This is a genomic window from Streptomyces sp. LaPpAH-108, assembly GCF_000373625.1.
GTDB lineage: Bacteria > Actinomycetota > Actinomycetes > Streptomycetales > Streptomycetaceae > Streptomyces.
Genome location: NZ_KB891993.1, coordinates 457,989 through 472,157, shown reverse-complemented (window position 1 = coordinate 472,157; position 14,169 = coordinate 457,989). Strand labels below are relative to the sequence as shown.

15 protein-coding genes and 1 pseudogene are annotated in these 14,169 nt (G+C 73.9%); 9 read left to right on the top strand and 7 right to left on the bottom strand.

Annotated features, from left to right (window positions below; translation table 11 throughout):
- Positions 1-101: 101 nt before the first annotated feature.
- Positions 102-560, bottom strand: coding sequence for a nitroreductase family deazaflavin-dependent oxidoreductase (locus B079_RS0113630; protein WP_106432319.1), 459 nt, complete (start codon positions 558-560; stop codon positions 102-104).
- Positions 561-686: 126 nt separating this feature from the next.
- On the opposite strand from B079_RS0113630, the gene B079_RS0113620 reads away from it, so the two are divergent.
- From B079_RS0113620 to B079_RS0113600, 5 genes are all read left to right on the top strand, one after another.
- Positions 687-1,385, top strand: a complete 699-nt coding sequence (locus B079_RS0113620; RefSeq protein WP_018546366.1) for a TetR/AcrR family transcriptional regulator — start codon at positions 687-689, stop codon at positions 1,383-1,385.
- Positions 1,386-1,490: 105 nt separating this feature from the next.
- Positions 1,491-2,735, top strand: coding sequence for a sensor histidine kinase (locus B079_RS0113615; protein WP_018546365.1), 1,245 nt, complete (start codon positions 1,491-1,493; stop codon positions 2,733-2,735).
- Positions 2,732-3,397, top strand: a complete 666-nt coding sequence (locus tag B079_RS0113610; protein WP_018546364.1) for a response regulator transcription factor — start codon at positions 2,732-2,734, stop codon at positions 3,395-3,397. Before B079_RS0113615 ends, B079_RS0113610 begins: the two co-directional genes overlap by 4 nt.
- Before the next feature lie 137 nt (positions 3,398-3,534).
- Entirely contained in the window at positions 3,535-4,410 is an 876-nt protein-coding gene (locus B079_RS0113605; RefSeq protein WP_018546363.1) for an SIS domain-containing protein, read from the top strand.
- Between the two features lie 41 nt (positions 4,411-4,451).
- Positions 4,452-5,321: a class II fructose-bisphosphate aldolase gene (locus tag B079_RS0113600; protein ID WP_018546362.1), complete on the top strand. Its 870-nt coding sequence runs from the start codon at positions 4,452-4,454 to the stop codon at positions 5,319-5,321.
- Here B079_RS0113600 and B079_RS0113595 read toward each other — a convergent pair.
- Positions 5,308-6,441 carry a methyltransferase gene (locus B079_RS0113595; RefSeq protein WP_018546361.1) on the bottom strand — a complete coding sequence of 378 codons (1,134 nt, stop codon included), beginning with the start codon at positions 6,439-6,441 and terminating at the stop codon, positions 5,308-5,310. The genes B079_RS0113600 and B079_RS0113595 overlap by 14 nt on opposite strands.
- A gap of 77 nt (positions 6,442-6,518) precedes the next feature.
- Between B079_RS0113595 and B079_RS0113590 the strand changes: the two genes are divergently transcribed.
- Positions 6,519-7,184 (top strand): alpha-ketoglutarate-dependent dioxygenase AlkB family protein, encoded by a 666-nt coding sequence (locus B079_RS0113590; RefSeq protein WP_018546360.1) that lies wholly within the window; start codon positions 6,519-6,521, stop codon positions 7,182-7,184.
- A gap of 45 nt (positions 7,185-7,229) precedes the next feature.
- Entirely contained in the window at positions 7,230-8,471 is a 1,242-nt protein-coding gene (locus B079_RS0113585; RefSeq protein ID WP_026248662.1) for an ROK family protein, read from the top strand.
- A gap of 42 nt (positions 8,472-8,513) precedes the next feature.
- On the opposite strand, the gene B079_RS0113580 is transcribed toward B079_RS0113585, so the two are convergent.
- Together B079_RS0113580 and B079_RS0113575 are read right to left on the bottom strand one after the other, a co-directional pair.
- On the bottom strand, positions 8,514-9,098 hold the full coding sequence (locus B079_RS0113580; protein WP_018546358.1) for a DUF4865 family protein: 585 nt from the start codon (positions 9,096-9,098) through the stop codon (positions 8,514-8,516).
- A gap of 31 nt (positions 9,099-9,129) precedes the next feature.
- Positions 9,130-9,705, bottom strand: coding sequence for a TetR family transcriptional regulator (locus B079_RS0113575; RefSeq protein WP_018546357.1), 576 nt, complete (start codon positions 9,703-9,705; stop codon positions 9,130-9,132).
- A gap of 174 nt (positions 9,706-9,879) precedes the next feature.
- Between B079_RS0113575 and B079_RS0113570 the strand changes: the two genes are divergently transcribed.
- The gene (locus tag B079_RS0113570; RefSeq protein WP_018546356.1) at positions 9,880-10,164 is read left to right on the top strand and encodes an SHOCT domain-containing protein; all 285 of its coding nucleotides are present in this window, start codon (positions 9,880-9,882) and stop codon (positions 10,162-10,164) included.
- A gap of 411 nt (positions 10,165-10,575) precedes the next feature.
- Here the strand turns inward: B079_RS0113570 and B079_RS35855 are convergent.
- Positions 10,576-11,073, bottom strand: a pseudogene (locus tag B079_RS35855) (ATP-binding protein); the annotation flags it as partial.
- A gap of 207 nt (positions 11,074-11,280) precedes the next feature.
- Entirely contained in the window at positions 11,281-11,604 is a 324-nt protein-coding gene (locus tag B079_RS0113560; protein ID WP_018546354.1) for a hypothetical protein, read from the bottom strand.
- 355 nt (positions 11,605-11,959) lie between these two features.
- On the opposite strand from B079_RS0113560, the gene B079_RS0113555 reads away from it, so the two are divergent.
- Positions 11,960-13,084: a PLP-dependent cysteine synthase family protein gene (locus tag B079_RS0113555; RefSeq protein ID WP_018546353.1), complete on the top strand. Its 1,125-nt coding sequence runs from the start codon at positions 11,960-11,962 to the stop codon at positions 13,082-13,084.
- 49 nt (positions 13,085-13,133) lie between these two features.
- Here B079_RS0113555 and B079_RS0113550 read toward each other — a convergent pair whose 3' ends face one another.
- Positions 13,134-13,991: a DeoR/GlpR family DNA-binding transcription regulator gene (locus B079_RS0113550; protein ID WP_018546352.1), complete on the bottom strand. Its 858-nt coding sequence runs from the start codon at positions 13,989-13,991 to the stop codon at positions 13,134-13,136.
- Positions 13,992-14,169: the final 178 nt, after the last annotated feature.

The following is a 14,169-nucleotide window of genomic DNA, read 5'->3' as shown; positions in this document are numbered from 1 at the left end:
GTGACGGGGGCCGCTTCGTGACGGCCGCCGAATCGCGACGGTGGCCGAGGGCGCTGTGACCGGCGCCGAGGACATCATCGCGCCCGGTGCCGAGACCGCCGTCAGTCCGCGACGGTGATCCGGAACACCGGATGGTCGGGGGCAGCCGCCAGGATCTCCGCGTCGGAGGACTTGGCGGTCACGCCCGCGAAGAACGCGTCCACCTGCCAGCCCCAGCGCTCCAGATAGGTCCGGACGACCGGCACCTTCTCGGCGTCCGGCAGTTCCACCGCCGTGAACGGGCGCACCTTGCGGCCGACCCGCAGCTCCCCGCCGCCCGCCGCCCGCATGTTGCGCACCCACTGGGAGTGGCCGCGCGCCGAGACCAGGTACCGCTCGCCCTCGTAGGTGTGCGGATTGACCGGGATGCGCTGCAGCTGGCCGCTCTTGCGCCCCCGCACCGACAGCTCGGCGCTGCCCGCGAAGCTGAGCCCGTGCCGGGCGAGCCAGCCGATGAGGTTGTTGAAGCGGACGGCCATCGGGCTGCCCTGGACGTAGTACGGCGACGACGAAGACGACATGAGGACCCCCATGCTGTGGGAGAGCGGTGCTCTCGCTTTCCTCCAGTGTGCCGAGAGCGGCGCTCTCGCGCAAGAGCAGTGCTCTCTTTTGTGGGCGCCGCTCTCGTTCCATGGCAGACTCGGCGTATGAGCACCACACAGGGCGCCCGCGCACGGGCCAGGACCGAGGTCACCGCGGCCATCAAGGACGAGGCCCGCAGACAGCTCGCCGCCGAGGGCGCCGCCAAGCTCTCGCTGCGGGCCGTGGCACGCGAGCTGGGCATGGTCTCCTCCGCCCTCTACCGCTACTTCCCGAGCCGCGACGACCTGCTCACCGCGCTGATCATCGACGCCTACGACTCCCTCGGCGAGGCCGCAGAGAGAGCCCACGCGGCCCTCCCGGACGGCACGGGCCCGCTGCTCCGCTGGACCACCGTCTGCGAGGCCGTACGCGCCTGGGCGCTCGACCACCCCCACGAGTACGCGCTCATCTACGGTTCCCCCGTGCCCGGTTACGCCGCGCCCCCGACCACCGTCCCCTCCGCGGCCCGCGTCGGGCTGCTCCTCGTCGGCATCGTCGGCGACGCCCACCGGGACGGCACCGGCCGCCCGCTGCCGCCGCTGCCCGCCGAGCTGCGCCCCGAGGCCGAACGCCTCGCCGCCGAGATCTCCCCGGCCCTGCCGCCCGTGGCCGCGCCCGCGCTGGTGGCGGCCTGGTCCGAGCTGTTCGGGCTGGTCGGGTTCGAGGTGTTCGGGCAGTTCAACAGGATGGTGACCGACCGTGCGGAACTGTTCCGGTACGCGGCGGGGCGGCTGGGGGAGAGCGTGGGGCTGACAGGGGCGTGAGGGCTCGTACGCCGCGAGCCGGTTTCCCGTACTCCCCAGGGAGTACCCGTGATCACCACGCTCGGCCGACGCCCGCGCACCCTGGCGGCGTCTAGCGTGGCAGGCATGGAAGAGCAGCACGGACCCGGGTGGTGGCGGTACGGACCGCCCTGGTGGCACCGGACCGACGGCGACGCGGAGTCCCGCACCGGCGCCGACCCGGAGTCCCGGGAGGGCGCCACCCGGTGGCCCTGGCTCTCCACCGCGCTGATCACCGCCGTCGTGCTCGCCGGATCGGCCTTCGCCGCGCACGCCCAGCCCCATCGCGAGGCGCCGGACGTCGCCGGGCGCGTGCTGCTGGTCGCCGCATCGGTGGCCCTGCTGTGGCGGCGCCGCCACCCGGTGGCCGTCGCCTTCACCACGTCCGTCGTGACCCTGGCCTATCTGGCGGCGGGCTACCCCTACGGGCCCGTGTTCCTGACCGTCGCGGTCGGCTGCTTCGGCGCGGTCGTCGCCGGGCACCGGCGCGCCGCGTGGGCCGCGCTCGGCCTGCTCTGGGCGGGTCATCTGCTGATCGCGCTCTGGCTCTACCGCTATCTCCCGCCCGCCGGGGACTCCGGCGCGAGCGCCGGGCAGGAGATCGTCGCCGCCACCTGGGTCGCGGCCGTGGTCGCCGTGTCCGAACTGGCCCGGGTACGGCGCGAGCAGTGGGCCCGCGAACGCGCGGACCGCGCCCGCGCCGCCCAGCGCCGCGCGGACGAGGAACGGCTGCGGATCGCCCGCGAACTGCACGACGTGCTCGCGCACAGCATCTCCGTCATCAACGTCCAGGCCAGCATGGGCCTCGCGCTTCTCGACAAGGACCCCGAGCAGGCCCGCACCGCGCTCACCACCATCCGGGCCGCCAGCAAGGAGGCGCTGGGCGAGGTGCGCCAGGTCCTCGACACCCTGCGCGCCCCCGGCGCCGCCCCGCGCGCGCCCGCCCCCGGCCTCGACCGGCTGCCCGAACTGGTCGAGCAGGCAGCCGCCGCCGGGCTCACCGTCGACGTCCAGGGCGAGCCCCCGAGCCTGCCGCCCGGCGCCGACCTGGCCGCCTTCCGCATCCTCCAGGAAGCCCTCACCAACGTCGTACGCCACTCGGGCTCACGGCACGCGCGCGTACGCTTCGCCCAGGGCGCGGACCAGCTGCGCCTCACCGTGGACGACGACGGGCCCGCCACCGGCGCCGACGCGGGCGGCACCGGCAACGGACTCGCCGGGATGCGCGAGCGCGCCGCCGCCCTGGGCGGCACCATCGAGGCCGGGCCCCGCGCCGACGGGGGCTTCCGCGTGCTCGCCGTCCTGCCCGCGCGGACCAGGGAGGCGCGGTGATCCGGGTCCTGCTCGCGGACGACCAGTCGCTGGTCCGGGCTGGGTTCGGGGCGCTGCTCGGCGCACAGCCGGACATCGAGATCGCCGGGGAGGCGGCCGACGGCGCCGAGGCACTGCGCCGGGTGCGTGAACTGCGGCCCGACGTCGTCCTGATGGACATCCGGATGCCGGTGCTGGACGGCCTGGCCGCGACCCGGCGCATCACCGAGGACCCCGCGCTCACCGACGTGAAGGTGATCATGCTGACCACCTTCGAACTCGACGAGTACGTCTTCGAGGCCATCCGCTCCGGCGCCTCCGGGTTCCTCGTCAAGGACACCGAGCCGGACGAACTCGTGCGCGCGGTACGGGCCGTGGTCGACGGGGACGCCCTGCTCTCGCCCGGGGTCACCCGTCGGCTGATCGCGGAGTTCGCGGCCCGCTCCAAGGAACCGGCCGCCGCAGACGCCCTCGGCCGGCTCACCGACCGGGAGCGCGAGGTGATGGCGCTCGTCGGCATCGGCCTGTCCAACGAGGAGATCGCCCGCCGCCTGGTGGTCAGCCCGCTCACCGCCAAGACCCACGTCAGCCGCGCCATGGTGAAGCTCGGCGCCCGCGACCGGGCCCAACTCGTCGTCCTCGCCTACGAGTCCGGGCTCGTGCGCCCCGGCTGGCTCGGCTGAGCGCGTCGTACGGCCCGGCCGCCACCGGCTGAGCGCGTCGTCCGGTCCGCCCGAACGGCCGTGCCCCGCACGCTCCTTGAAGGCGCGCGAACGGCCGCTGTACCGTCGGGAGCGATCAGCAACGGGGAGGACGTGGCATGAGCCATGCCGAGCACGAGCTGAACAGCCAGCCCGAGTGCTGGACCCGCGCCGCCGCCGAAGTGACGCGGTACACCGACGTGTTGCCCGCGCCGGGGGAGCGCGTCGCGATCACCGGCTGCGGCACCTCCTACTTCATGGCCCGGTCCGCGGCGGCCCTGCGCGAGGCGGCGGGCCACGGGGAGACGGACGCCTTCCCCGCCTCGGAGTTCCCGCGCGGACGCTCCTACGACCGTGTCGTCGCCCTCACCCGCTCCGGCACCACCACGGAAGTGCTGGACCTCCTGCGCGAGTTGAACACGCCGACCACCGCGATCACCGCCGACCCGGCCACCCCGGTCAAGGAGACCGCCGACGACCTGATCGTGCTCGACTACGCCGACGAACGCTCCGTCGTACAGACCCGGTTCGCCACCACCGCCCTCACCCTGCTGCGCGCCCACCTCGGACTGCACACCCCCGCCGCCGTCACCGACGCGCGCACCGCGCTGGCCACCCCGCTGCCCGAAGGGCTGGCGCGCTGCGAGGAGTTCACCTTCCTCGGCCGTGGCTGGACCACCGGACTCGCCCAGGAGGCCGCGCTCAAGATGCGCGAGGCGTCGCTGTCCTGGACCGAGGCGTACCCGGCGATGGAGTACCGGCACGGGCCCATCAGCGTCAGCACCTCGGGCACCGCCACGTGGATGTTCGGCCCGGCCCCCGAAGGTCTTGCCGAGCAGGTCCGGGCCACCGGCGCCCGCTGGATCGACGGCACTCTCGACCCGCTCGCCGAACTCGTCCGCGCCCAGCGGCTCGCCCTCGCCGTCGCCGCACTCCGGGACCTCGACCCCGACCGGCCGCGCCACCTCACCCGCTCGGTGATCCTCGCCCCCTGACCCGGCACCGGAAGGGAAACACCACCCGGAAGGGAGACACCGTGCCCCTCGCCACCACCGGCGACCTGGTCACCCGGGCGGCCCGCTCCGGCTCCGCCGTCGCCGCCTTCAACATCGTCACCCTGGAACACATCGAAGCCGTCGTCACCGGCGCCGAGACCGCACGGACGCCGGTCGTCCTCCAAGTCAGCGAGAACACCGTCACGTTCCGCGCCGGGGGCCTGCTGCCACTGGCCCGTGCCGCCCGCGCCGCCGCCGAACAGGCCGCCGTACCCGTCGCGTTGCACCTGGACCACGTCCAGAGCGACGACCTGCTGCGCCAGGCGCCGGAGGCCGGATTCAGCTCGGTGATGTACGACGCCTCAGGGCTGTCCTACGCCGACAACCTCGCCGCCACCCGCGCCACGGCCGCCTGGGCGCACGCGCAAGGGCTCTGGATCGAGGCCGAGTTGGGAGAGATCGGCGGCAAGGGCGGGCGACCGCCGCTGGACGCGCACGCGCCGGGTGCCCGCACCGATCCCGACCAGGCGTTCGCGTTCGTCGAGGACACCGGGGTGGACGCCCTCGCGGTGGCCATCGGCAGCGCGCACGCCATGACCACCCGCACCGCCACGCTCGACCAGGCGCTGCTGCGACGGCTCTCGGCCGTCCTGCCCGTTCCGCTCGTCCTGCACGGCTCCTCCGGCGTGCCGGACGACGCGCTGGCCCGCGCGGTCGCGGGCGGCATCGGCAAGGTCAACGTCGGCACCGCGCTCAACACGGCCCTGACCGGCGCCGTCCGCCGACACCTCACCGAACGCCCCGAGGCCGTCGACTCCCGGGGTTACCTCGGCGCGGGCCGGGAGGCGATGGCCGCCGAGGTCGCCCGGATCATCGGCGTCCTCGGCACGGCGCCCGCTAGCTCTTCTTGACGGCCTTGAGCACCACGAACTTCGGGTCGCTCGCGACCAGTTCGCAGTTCCCGAACAGCCGCTTCAGCTTCACGTGATAGCCCAGATGCCGGTTGCCGACCACCCACAGCTCACCGCCCGGCCGCAGCGCCCGCTCGGCCCCGGTGAACATCCGCCACGCCGTCGCGTCCGTCGTCGCCTGGTGGGAGTGGAACGGCGGGTTGTTCAGCACCAGGTCCACACTGCCCGGCGCCACCCCGGCCAGACCGTCCCCGACCCGGAACTCGGCATGCCCCGGCACCCCGTTGGCCTTGTACGTCGCCTCCGCCGAGGCCACCGCCTGGAACGACTCGTCCACGAACAGCACCTCGGCGTCCGGGTCGGCCAGCGCCATCGCCGTACCCACCACGCCGTTGCCGCAGCCCAGGTCCACCACCCGGCGCCCGCGCGGAGGCGGCAGCTGCCCGAGGAAGAACCGGGTGCCGATGTCCAGCCGGTCGGCGCAGAACACCCCCGCGTGGTTGACGACCGGGCGCCCCGAGGCCGCGCCGATGCCGTCCTCCAGCGCGTACGCGTACGGCCACGGGTTCGCGGGCCGCGCGAGCGACGGGTCCGGGGTGCAGAAGATCAGCCGGGCCTTCTGCCGGGCCAGTGACGTGCGGGTCGGCCCGAGAATGCGCTCGAAGAGCTGAAGCGTGGAGGTGTGGATCTCCTTCACCATGCCGGTGCCGACGACCACCGTCCCCGCGTGCACGGCCGGGGCGAGCCGGTGGAGCTGGTCCTCCAGGAGCGCCAGGCTCTTCGGCACGCGCACGAGCAGCACGTCCACTCGCTCCGGCACCGGGTCCTGCGTGGTCAGCAGCCGCACCGCGCCGGGCTCGACACCGGCCCGCGCCAGGTTCGCGCGGGTCGCCTCCTGGCCCAGGAAGGAGTCGGTGATCTGCGCGGGCCGGTGCGAGGCGAGCGCGGTCGCCAGCGCGCCCCAGCGGTCGCCGAGCACGACGACCTCGCCCGACAGGTCTACCCCCTCCTCGGCCAGATGCCGCAGCAGATAGGCGTCGGAGGCGTCCCAGGCACGCAGCCGGTCGCGGGGATCGTCGGGGAAGCGGGACAGGTCCAGCTCGCCCCACGGAGTCGTCATACGGTCGTTCATCGCCCACCAGGCTAGCCGAGCCGCAGCTCAGGACCGGTCGCCCAGCCGTCGGGCAGGATGGGCGCATGGACGCGGAACTGTTCCCCCGCGAGCGTGCCGAGACCGCCCCGGGCGCCGTGCACGTCCCGGCCTGGCTGGACCCGGACGAGCAGCGCGCGCTCCTCACCGCCTGCCGCGCCTGGGCACGCCCACCCGCCGGACTGCGCACCGTCCGCACCCCCGGCGGCGGCACGATGACCGCCCGGCAGGTCTGCCTCGGCCACCACTGGTACCCCTACGGCTACGCCCCCACGGCGGTCGACGGCGACGGCTCCCCGGTGAAGCCCTTCCCGGCCCGGCTGGACGAACTGGCCCGCCGCGCGGTCACCGACACGCTCGGCCCGGACGCGCTCCCCGGGGAGCCGTACGACATCGCGCTGATCAACTTCTACGACGCGGACGCCCGCATGGGCATGCACCGCGACGCCGACGAGCACGCGGACGCCCCGGTGGTGTCGCTGAGCCTCGGCGACACCTGCGTGTTCCGCTTCGGCAACACCGAGACCCGCAACCGGCCCTGGACCGATCTGGAGCTGCGCAGCGGCGACCTGTTCGTCTTCGGCGGACCGTCCCGCCTCGCCTACCACGGAGTACCGCGCGTACGGCCGGACACGGCACCCGGCGCGCTCGGGCTCACCGGGCGGTTGAACATCACGCTGCGGGTGAGTGGACTCGCGTCCTCCACCGGGTGAGCACACCCCGCCACGAGCGGCCCGGATCATGGGAGACTCGCCCTCATGAGCGGCATGGCGGAGCCCCGGAAGGCGGGGGAAGAGACCACCACGAGAGCGCGCCTGGACCGTGGGCGCGGAGCCCTCGGCCCCGCGCTGGAGCTGGTGCACACGGGCCGGGCGCCGACCCGCGCCGTCCTCACCGCCGAGCTGGGCGTCACCCGCGCCACGGCCGGGGCGGTCGCCGCCGAGCTGGAGGCGCTGGGCCTCATCCGGGTCGACGCGCGGCCCGCCGCGGCCTCCGGCTCCCAGGGGCGCCCCTCGCACCGCCTCGAGGTCGCCGAGGACGGCCCGGTCGCGCTCGCGGCACAGATCCACGCCGACGGCTTCCGGGCCGCGCTGGTCGGGCTCGGCGGCCGGATCGTGGCCACCACGCCCGGCTGCGAGACCGTGGACGCCGACCCGGCCAAGGTGCTCGGCACCGTCGTCGAAGCGGGCGCCGAGCTGCTGCGCGCGACCGGCCGCCGCTGCGTGGGCGCCGGACTCGCCGTGCCCTCCGCCGTCGCCGAACCCGACGGTCTCGCCCTCAACCCGCTGCACCTGGCCTGGCCCGTGGGCGAGCCGGTGCGCCGCATCTTCGTGGAGTGCGTGCGCGCGGCGGGCATCACCGGCCCCGCTTTCGCGGGCAACGACGTCAACCTCGCCGCCCTCGCCGAGCACCGGCACGGCGCCGGACGGGGCGCCCGCGATCTGCTCTGCGTGGCCACCGGACACCGGGGCGTCGGTGGCGCACTGGTCCTCGACGGCCGTCTGCACACCGGGAGTTCGGGCCTCGCCCTGGAGGTCGGCCACCTCACCGTCAACCCCGAGGGCCGCCCCTGCCACTGCGGCAGCCGGGGCTGTCTCGACGTGGAGGCCGACCCGCTGGCCCTGCTGGTCGAGGCGGGCCTGGACCCGGGCCCCGAGGTCTCCCTGCTCCAGCAGGCGACCGACCTGCTGCGCACCCGCTATGACGAACCGGCCGTACGCCGCGCCGCCGAGACCCTGATCGACCGCCTCGGCCTGGGGCTCGCCGGGCTCGTCAACATCCTCAACCCCGACCGCATCATCCTCGGCGGACTGCACCGCACCCTGCTGGAGGCCGACCCCGACCGGCTGTGCGCGGTGGTCGCCGAGCGCAGCCTGTGGGGCGGCCAGAGCGGCGGCGTGCCCATCCTGCCCTGCACCCTGGACCACGACAGCCTGGTCGGCGCGGCCGAACTCGCCTGGCAGCCGGTGCTGGACGACCCGCTGAGCGCGCTCGGCTGACGCCTCGTCACTTGAACGCTTGACGCACCGTCAGACGCGCGGCTACCACTGCCTGCCGCGCGGAAGACTGTCCAGCCCGGGCGCGGACAGATGCCGTACCTGGAACAAGTCCCCCTCCGCCTTGGGGGATGCGTGGTCCCACAGCGAGAAACGCACCAGCTCCCAGCGGCGCGCGTCCACGGCAGCCGCCGCCAGTACGGCACCGTCCTCGCCCGCGAGCCGCATCGCCTCGGCCGCGGCCTCCTCCATGAACGGCCCCAACTCCACGCCCTCCGGCACCGGTTGCCGCAGCCGCACCGCGAACGCGGCGGACGCGGGGGAGACGGAGCCGCGCTCGAAGGCGAGGCCGGTCCACTGCTGCACCGGCGGGCGGCCGAAGTCGTTCGAGAGCCCCTGGAAGCCGCCGCCCCACAGGAAGCGGTTCATGCCGTCGAACGTGTTCCAGAGGTAGAAGGGCGCGTACTGGTTGACCGGCGAGCCGTACCGGCCGCGCTCACGCACCAGATACGCCTTGACGCCGAGGCCGTCCCAGTCGTCCAGCAGATGTCCCAGCCGGTCGACGCGATCGCGGATCACCGCCATGTCGTAGTCGGCGGGCAGGGTGACCTCGTACTGGAGGGCGTGCATGAGCGGGTCCTCTCGGTGCGTCGGCGGCAAGTCAGTCACGAGCGGCGGAAGTCGGCGGCGCGAGCAGCGACAGCAGCCCGCGTACGCCCGCGTCGAACGCGTCGGGGGAACCGGAGGCCCGCGCCAGGACGTAGCCGCCCTGCACGGTCGCGACCACGGCGGCGCCGATCTCCTCGCCGTCCAGGGAGGCCGCGAACTGCCCCTGCCGCTTGCCCTCTTCGACCAGTTCCGCGATCCGCCCGCGAATCCGCGCGATCACCTCGTCCACCGGGGCGCGCAGTTCGTCGCTGGCCATCACCTCGGGGTCCATGGTCAGCCGCCCGATCGGACAGCCGCGCAACACGTCGCGCTCGCGCCGCAGATACGCCTCGATCCGCTCGTACGGCGTCCCCGGACCGTCGAAGATCCGCTCGGCGGTGGCGCCCAGCTCGTCGGCGCTCCGGCGGATCGCGGCCAGGGCGAGATCCTGCTTGCCCCGGAAGTGGTGGTACATGCTGCCCTGCCCGGCGCCCGAACGCTCCAGGATCGCCTTGGGGCTCGTGCCGACGTAGCCGCGCTCCCACAGCAGCTCGCGGGTGGACTCGATCAGGCGCTCGGAGGTGTTCATCCTCTCACTGTACATACCGATAGGTACAGAAGGCGAGGCCGGGCGCGGCTCCAGGGGCCGTACTCCCGGCGTCGTACGCGCACGGCCGCCCGCCGCACGACGACCCGGACCCCCTCGCGGAGGGAGTCTCGGAGCATCACCCGATGCGTGCTCGACCGAGGAGATGAGCCCGAGATGGAGACCCTGGCGAACTGGGACGGCGGCGGACCCGGCCCCTGGATACTGTTCTTCCCGCTGATCTGGGCGGTCGCGGTGGCGGGAGTCGTCACCGTGCTGCGGCGCACGGCCTGGCGTGGCCGGGGTGCCCCCTGGCGGTCGCTGGACTCCGGGCGCCCCCTGGGCGACTCACCGGTCGCGGTGCTCGGCCGCCGGTTCGCCTCCGGCGAGATCGACGAGGACGAGTACTGGCGCAGGCTGTCCGTGCTGGACGAGCGGTTCGGGGCCGTGGGCAAGGGCTGAGGGGCCTGGCCGAGAGGCAGGGGCGGAGGCCGGGTCGGCGCCGTGCCGTGTCCCGGGCGTACGGGCGGGGCGGTGGGTCATCGACACCCGCCGCCCCGCCGCCGTACCGGGAAGGTCACCGCCCGGTCAGCCGGGAACGGCCGACCGGGCGGGAGCGGTGGCCGCCGCGGCCGGGGCCACGGCGGGTGCGGACGCGAGCGCGGGCTCGGGCGCGGCGGCGACGGGCGCGGACGCCAGGGCGGGCTCCGCCACGGAAGAGGCGGCGGCGGGCGCCAACGCGGGTTCCGGCGTGGGGCTCACGGGCGCGGGTGCGGGAGTCACGGGCGTGACAGGGAGGGGCGCCGGGACCGGGCCCGGCGTCACCGGAGTCACGGGGGTGACCGGAGTGACCGGGCCGACCGGGTTGACCGGTGCCGGACGCGGTTCGGCGGCGCGCGGCCTGGCCTGCGGCTCCGCCGCGCGGAGCGGGGCGCGGGTCGGCCGGGCGGGCTCCATGACGGTGGCGGCCAGCGTGAACCACACGACCTTGCCGCTCTCGCCGTCCGGGCGCGCTCCCCAGCTCTCGCTGACGGCCGCGACCATCGCCAGGCCCCGCCCGCAGGTGGCGAGGGGCGCGAGTTCACGGGTGTCGGCCGCGTCGGCCACCACGGGCAGACGCGGATCGCGGTCCCGTACCGACACGGTGAGCCCGTCGGGCAGCAGCTCCAGTTCGACGGTGCACGACTTGTCGGGCCGCGCATGTCGGTGGACATTGCTCAGCAGCTCGGTCACGCCGAGTGCGGCGCGGTCGATGAGGGGATCCAGATGCCAGTAGCGCAACTGCGCAGAGACGATTCTGCGGACCTGTCCGATCCGCGACGGCAGGGCTTGGAGCTCCACCGTGCAGTGCCTGTTGGGGTGACTGATCACGGCTGCGACTCCCCGATGTGAGGTCCGGAAGGAACCGGAAGAACACGGAGAACAACGGAAATCCAGGAGGGCGCCCGCGTCCAGGAGGCGACCCGACTGCGCGGCCGGCGGCTGGACCTCAGCGTTACCTCAGGTAAACCCAGAGTGACGTGAGATCAGCGTGACGCAGCGCCCGCCCTCCCGCAACTCGCCGCGGCGGTACGCAGGTCAGTCGCCGTGTCGGGCCGCTCGGCGCACCGCGTCGATGAACCGCCGGGCCGCGGGCGGACCCGACTCGCCCGGCGCCGGGTCCTGCTCGCCCAGCGTCAGCTCGTAACGCTGCCCGTTCAGCTCCGCCCGCGCGCGGTCGTCCGGCGCGAACCAGGGCTTGGACGCGCGGACCGCCGAGGCGGGCGCGCTGTCGATCTCGCTGTCGTAGCTGTTGAGCAGCTCCACCCTGCCGTCGCTGATCCGGACCTTTCCGGCCCGGGTGAGCGAGCGCAGCCCCTTGCCGATGCGCACGCCTCTCGCCGTGAACTCGGGCTCCGCCATCCTCGCCGTCCCCTCCTGCGCGTGTCGTCCGATCGTCCGCGTGTCGTCCATGGCCGCGCGCCACATGCCCGCTGCGGGTGTCGTGTGCTCGCCCCATGTGTCGCGCGCCGATGCGTGCCGTTCGCAGTCTGCCCCCGCGAGCACCGGAGCACCAGGGTGCGGAAGAAGTGCGCCACGAGCGCCGGGAGTACTCACGCCAATGCGCCCCCACACGCCCCCTACGGGGGTGTCCCAGGCTTCCTTTGGGTGGCTGAAAGATGCGTTGATGCAGGTGAGAAGCGTGACGGGAGGTGCCTATGATCGGGGGGCCGGCCGCGCGGGGCGCCGTCGGCGCGACCGCGTAAGGAGCCTCGCCGTGAGCACCACCCCACCGGCCCGGGCGGGGGCCACCCTCGACGTCGACCGCAGCGACGCGGCCTACCGCGACTGGCTGAAAGAGGCCGTCCGCAAGGTCCAGGCCGACGCCAACCGCTCGGCCGACACCCATCTGCTGCGCTTCCCGCTGCCCGAGCACTGGGGCATCGACCTGTACCTGAAGGACGAGTCGACCCACCCGACGGGCAGCCTCAAACACCGCCTCGCCCGCTCCCTCTTCCTCTACGGCCTGTGCAACGGCTGGATCCGCCCGGACCGCCCGGTCATCGAGGCGTCCAGCGGCTCGACCGCCGTCTCCGAGGCGTACTTCGCGAGCCTGATCGGCGTGCCGTTCATCGCGGTCATGCCGCGCACCACCAGCGCGGAGAAGTGCCGCCTCATCGAATTCCACGGCGGGCGCTGCCACTTCGTGGACGACCCGCGCACCATGTACGAGGAGTCCGCGCGCCTGGCCGCCGAGACCGGCGGCCACTTCATGGACCAGTTCACCTACGCCGAGCGGGCCACCGACTGGCGCGGCAACAACAACATCGCGGAGTCCACCTTCCGCCAACTCGCCCTGGAACGCTTCCCGGTGCCCGCCTGGATCGTCGCCACCGCCGGAACCGGCGGCACCTCCGCGACCCTCGCCCGCTACGTCCACTACATGCAGTACGACACCCGCGTCTGTGTCGCCGACCCGGAGAACTCCTGCTTCTTCGAGGGCTGGACCACCGGCGACGCCCACGTCACCTGCGACTGCGGCTCGCGGATCGAGGGCATCGGACGGCCCCGCATGGAGCCCAGCTTCGTGCCCGGCGCCATCGACCGGATGATGAAGGTGCCGGACGCGGCGACCGTGGCCGCCGTACGCGCCCTGGAGCGGGCCATCGGCCGCAAGGCGGGCGGCTCGACCGGGACCGGACTGTGGAGCGCGCTGAAGATCGTCTCCGAGATGGTCGCGGCGGGGCGCACCGGCAGCGTCGTCACCCTGCTCTGCGACCCCGGCGACCGCTACCTGGACAAGTACTACTCGGACAGCTGGCTGGAGGAACAGGGGCTGGACATCGCGCCGTACACGGCCGCGATCGAGACGCTGCTGGCGACGGGGGTCTGGCCGGACTGAGCGGGTGCCGTTTCCGGGGGCGCTCAGGTCGGCTGTCGGGGGGGCGTTGTCAGGCTTCCTCGGCGTCGTCCGGCGCGCCCTCGTCCTCGTCCTCGTCCGGTTCGCCCGCCACCACCAGGCGCCGCAGCCGCTCGGAGACCTCCGCGCGGGCCTCGGCGGGCAGCCCCGCGTCGGTCACGAGGGTGTCCACCTCGTCCAGCGTCGCGAACGAACTCAGGCCCACCGTGCCCCACTTGGTGTGGTCCGCGACCACCACCACGCGCCGCGCCGAGCGCACCAGGCGCCGGTTCGTCTCGGCCTCCGCCAGGTTCGGCGTGGACAGGCCCGCCTCGGCCGATATGCCGTGCACACCGAGGAACAGCAGATCGAAGTGGAGCGCGGAGATCGCCCGGTCGGCCACCGGACCCACCAGCGAGTCGGACGGCGTGCGCACCCCGCCGGTCAGCACCACCGTGGCCGCGCCCTGCCGCTGCCCCGAGACCCGCTGGGCCGCGTGGAACACGTCCGCGACGCGCACCGAGTTCGTCACCACGGTCAGATCCGGCACCTCCAGCAGCTGCCGGGCGAGCGCGTACGTGGTCGTACCCCCGGACAGCGCCACCGCGGCACCCGGCGCGACCAGTCGCGCCGCGGCCCGCGCTATCTCCTCCTTGGCGGTCGGCTCCAGACCCGACTTGGCCTCGAACCCCGGCTCGTGCGTGCTCGCCTCGACCACCGGGACCGCACCGCCGTGCACCTTCTCCAGCACACCCTGACGGGCCAGCGCGTCCAGATCGCGGCGCACCGTCATGTCCGACACGCCGAGCTTGCGGGTCAGTTCGTTGACCCGGACCCCGCCCCGGCGCCGTACCTCGTCCACGATCAGGGCGCGGCGCTGCTCCGCGAGGAGGTTCTGATTCTCACTCACGTACGCTCCGGTCCTTTCGCCCCACACTCGTCCGACACGCCCGGCACACCTGGTCCGACCAGGACGTTCCATCCGGCAGCAGCTATGCGGGCGTCTCATCTTGTCACGCCGCCCCATAGGCCGCGCCACCGGCTGTCACCGCGCCCACCTGGGGTGCGACCACATAGGCGCCGCGCCC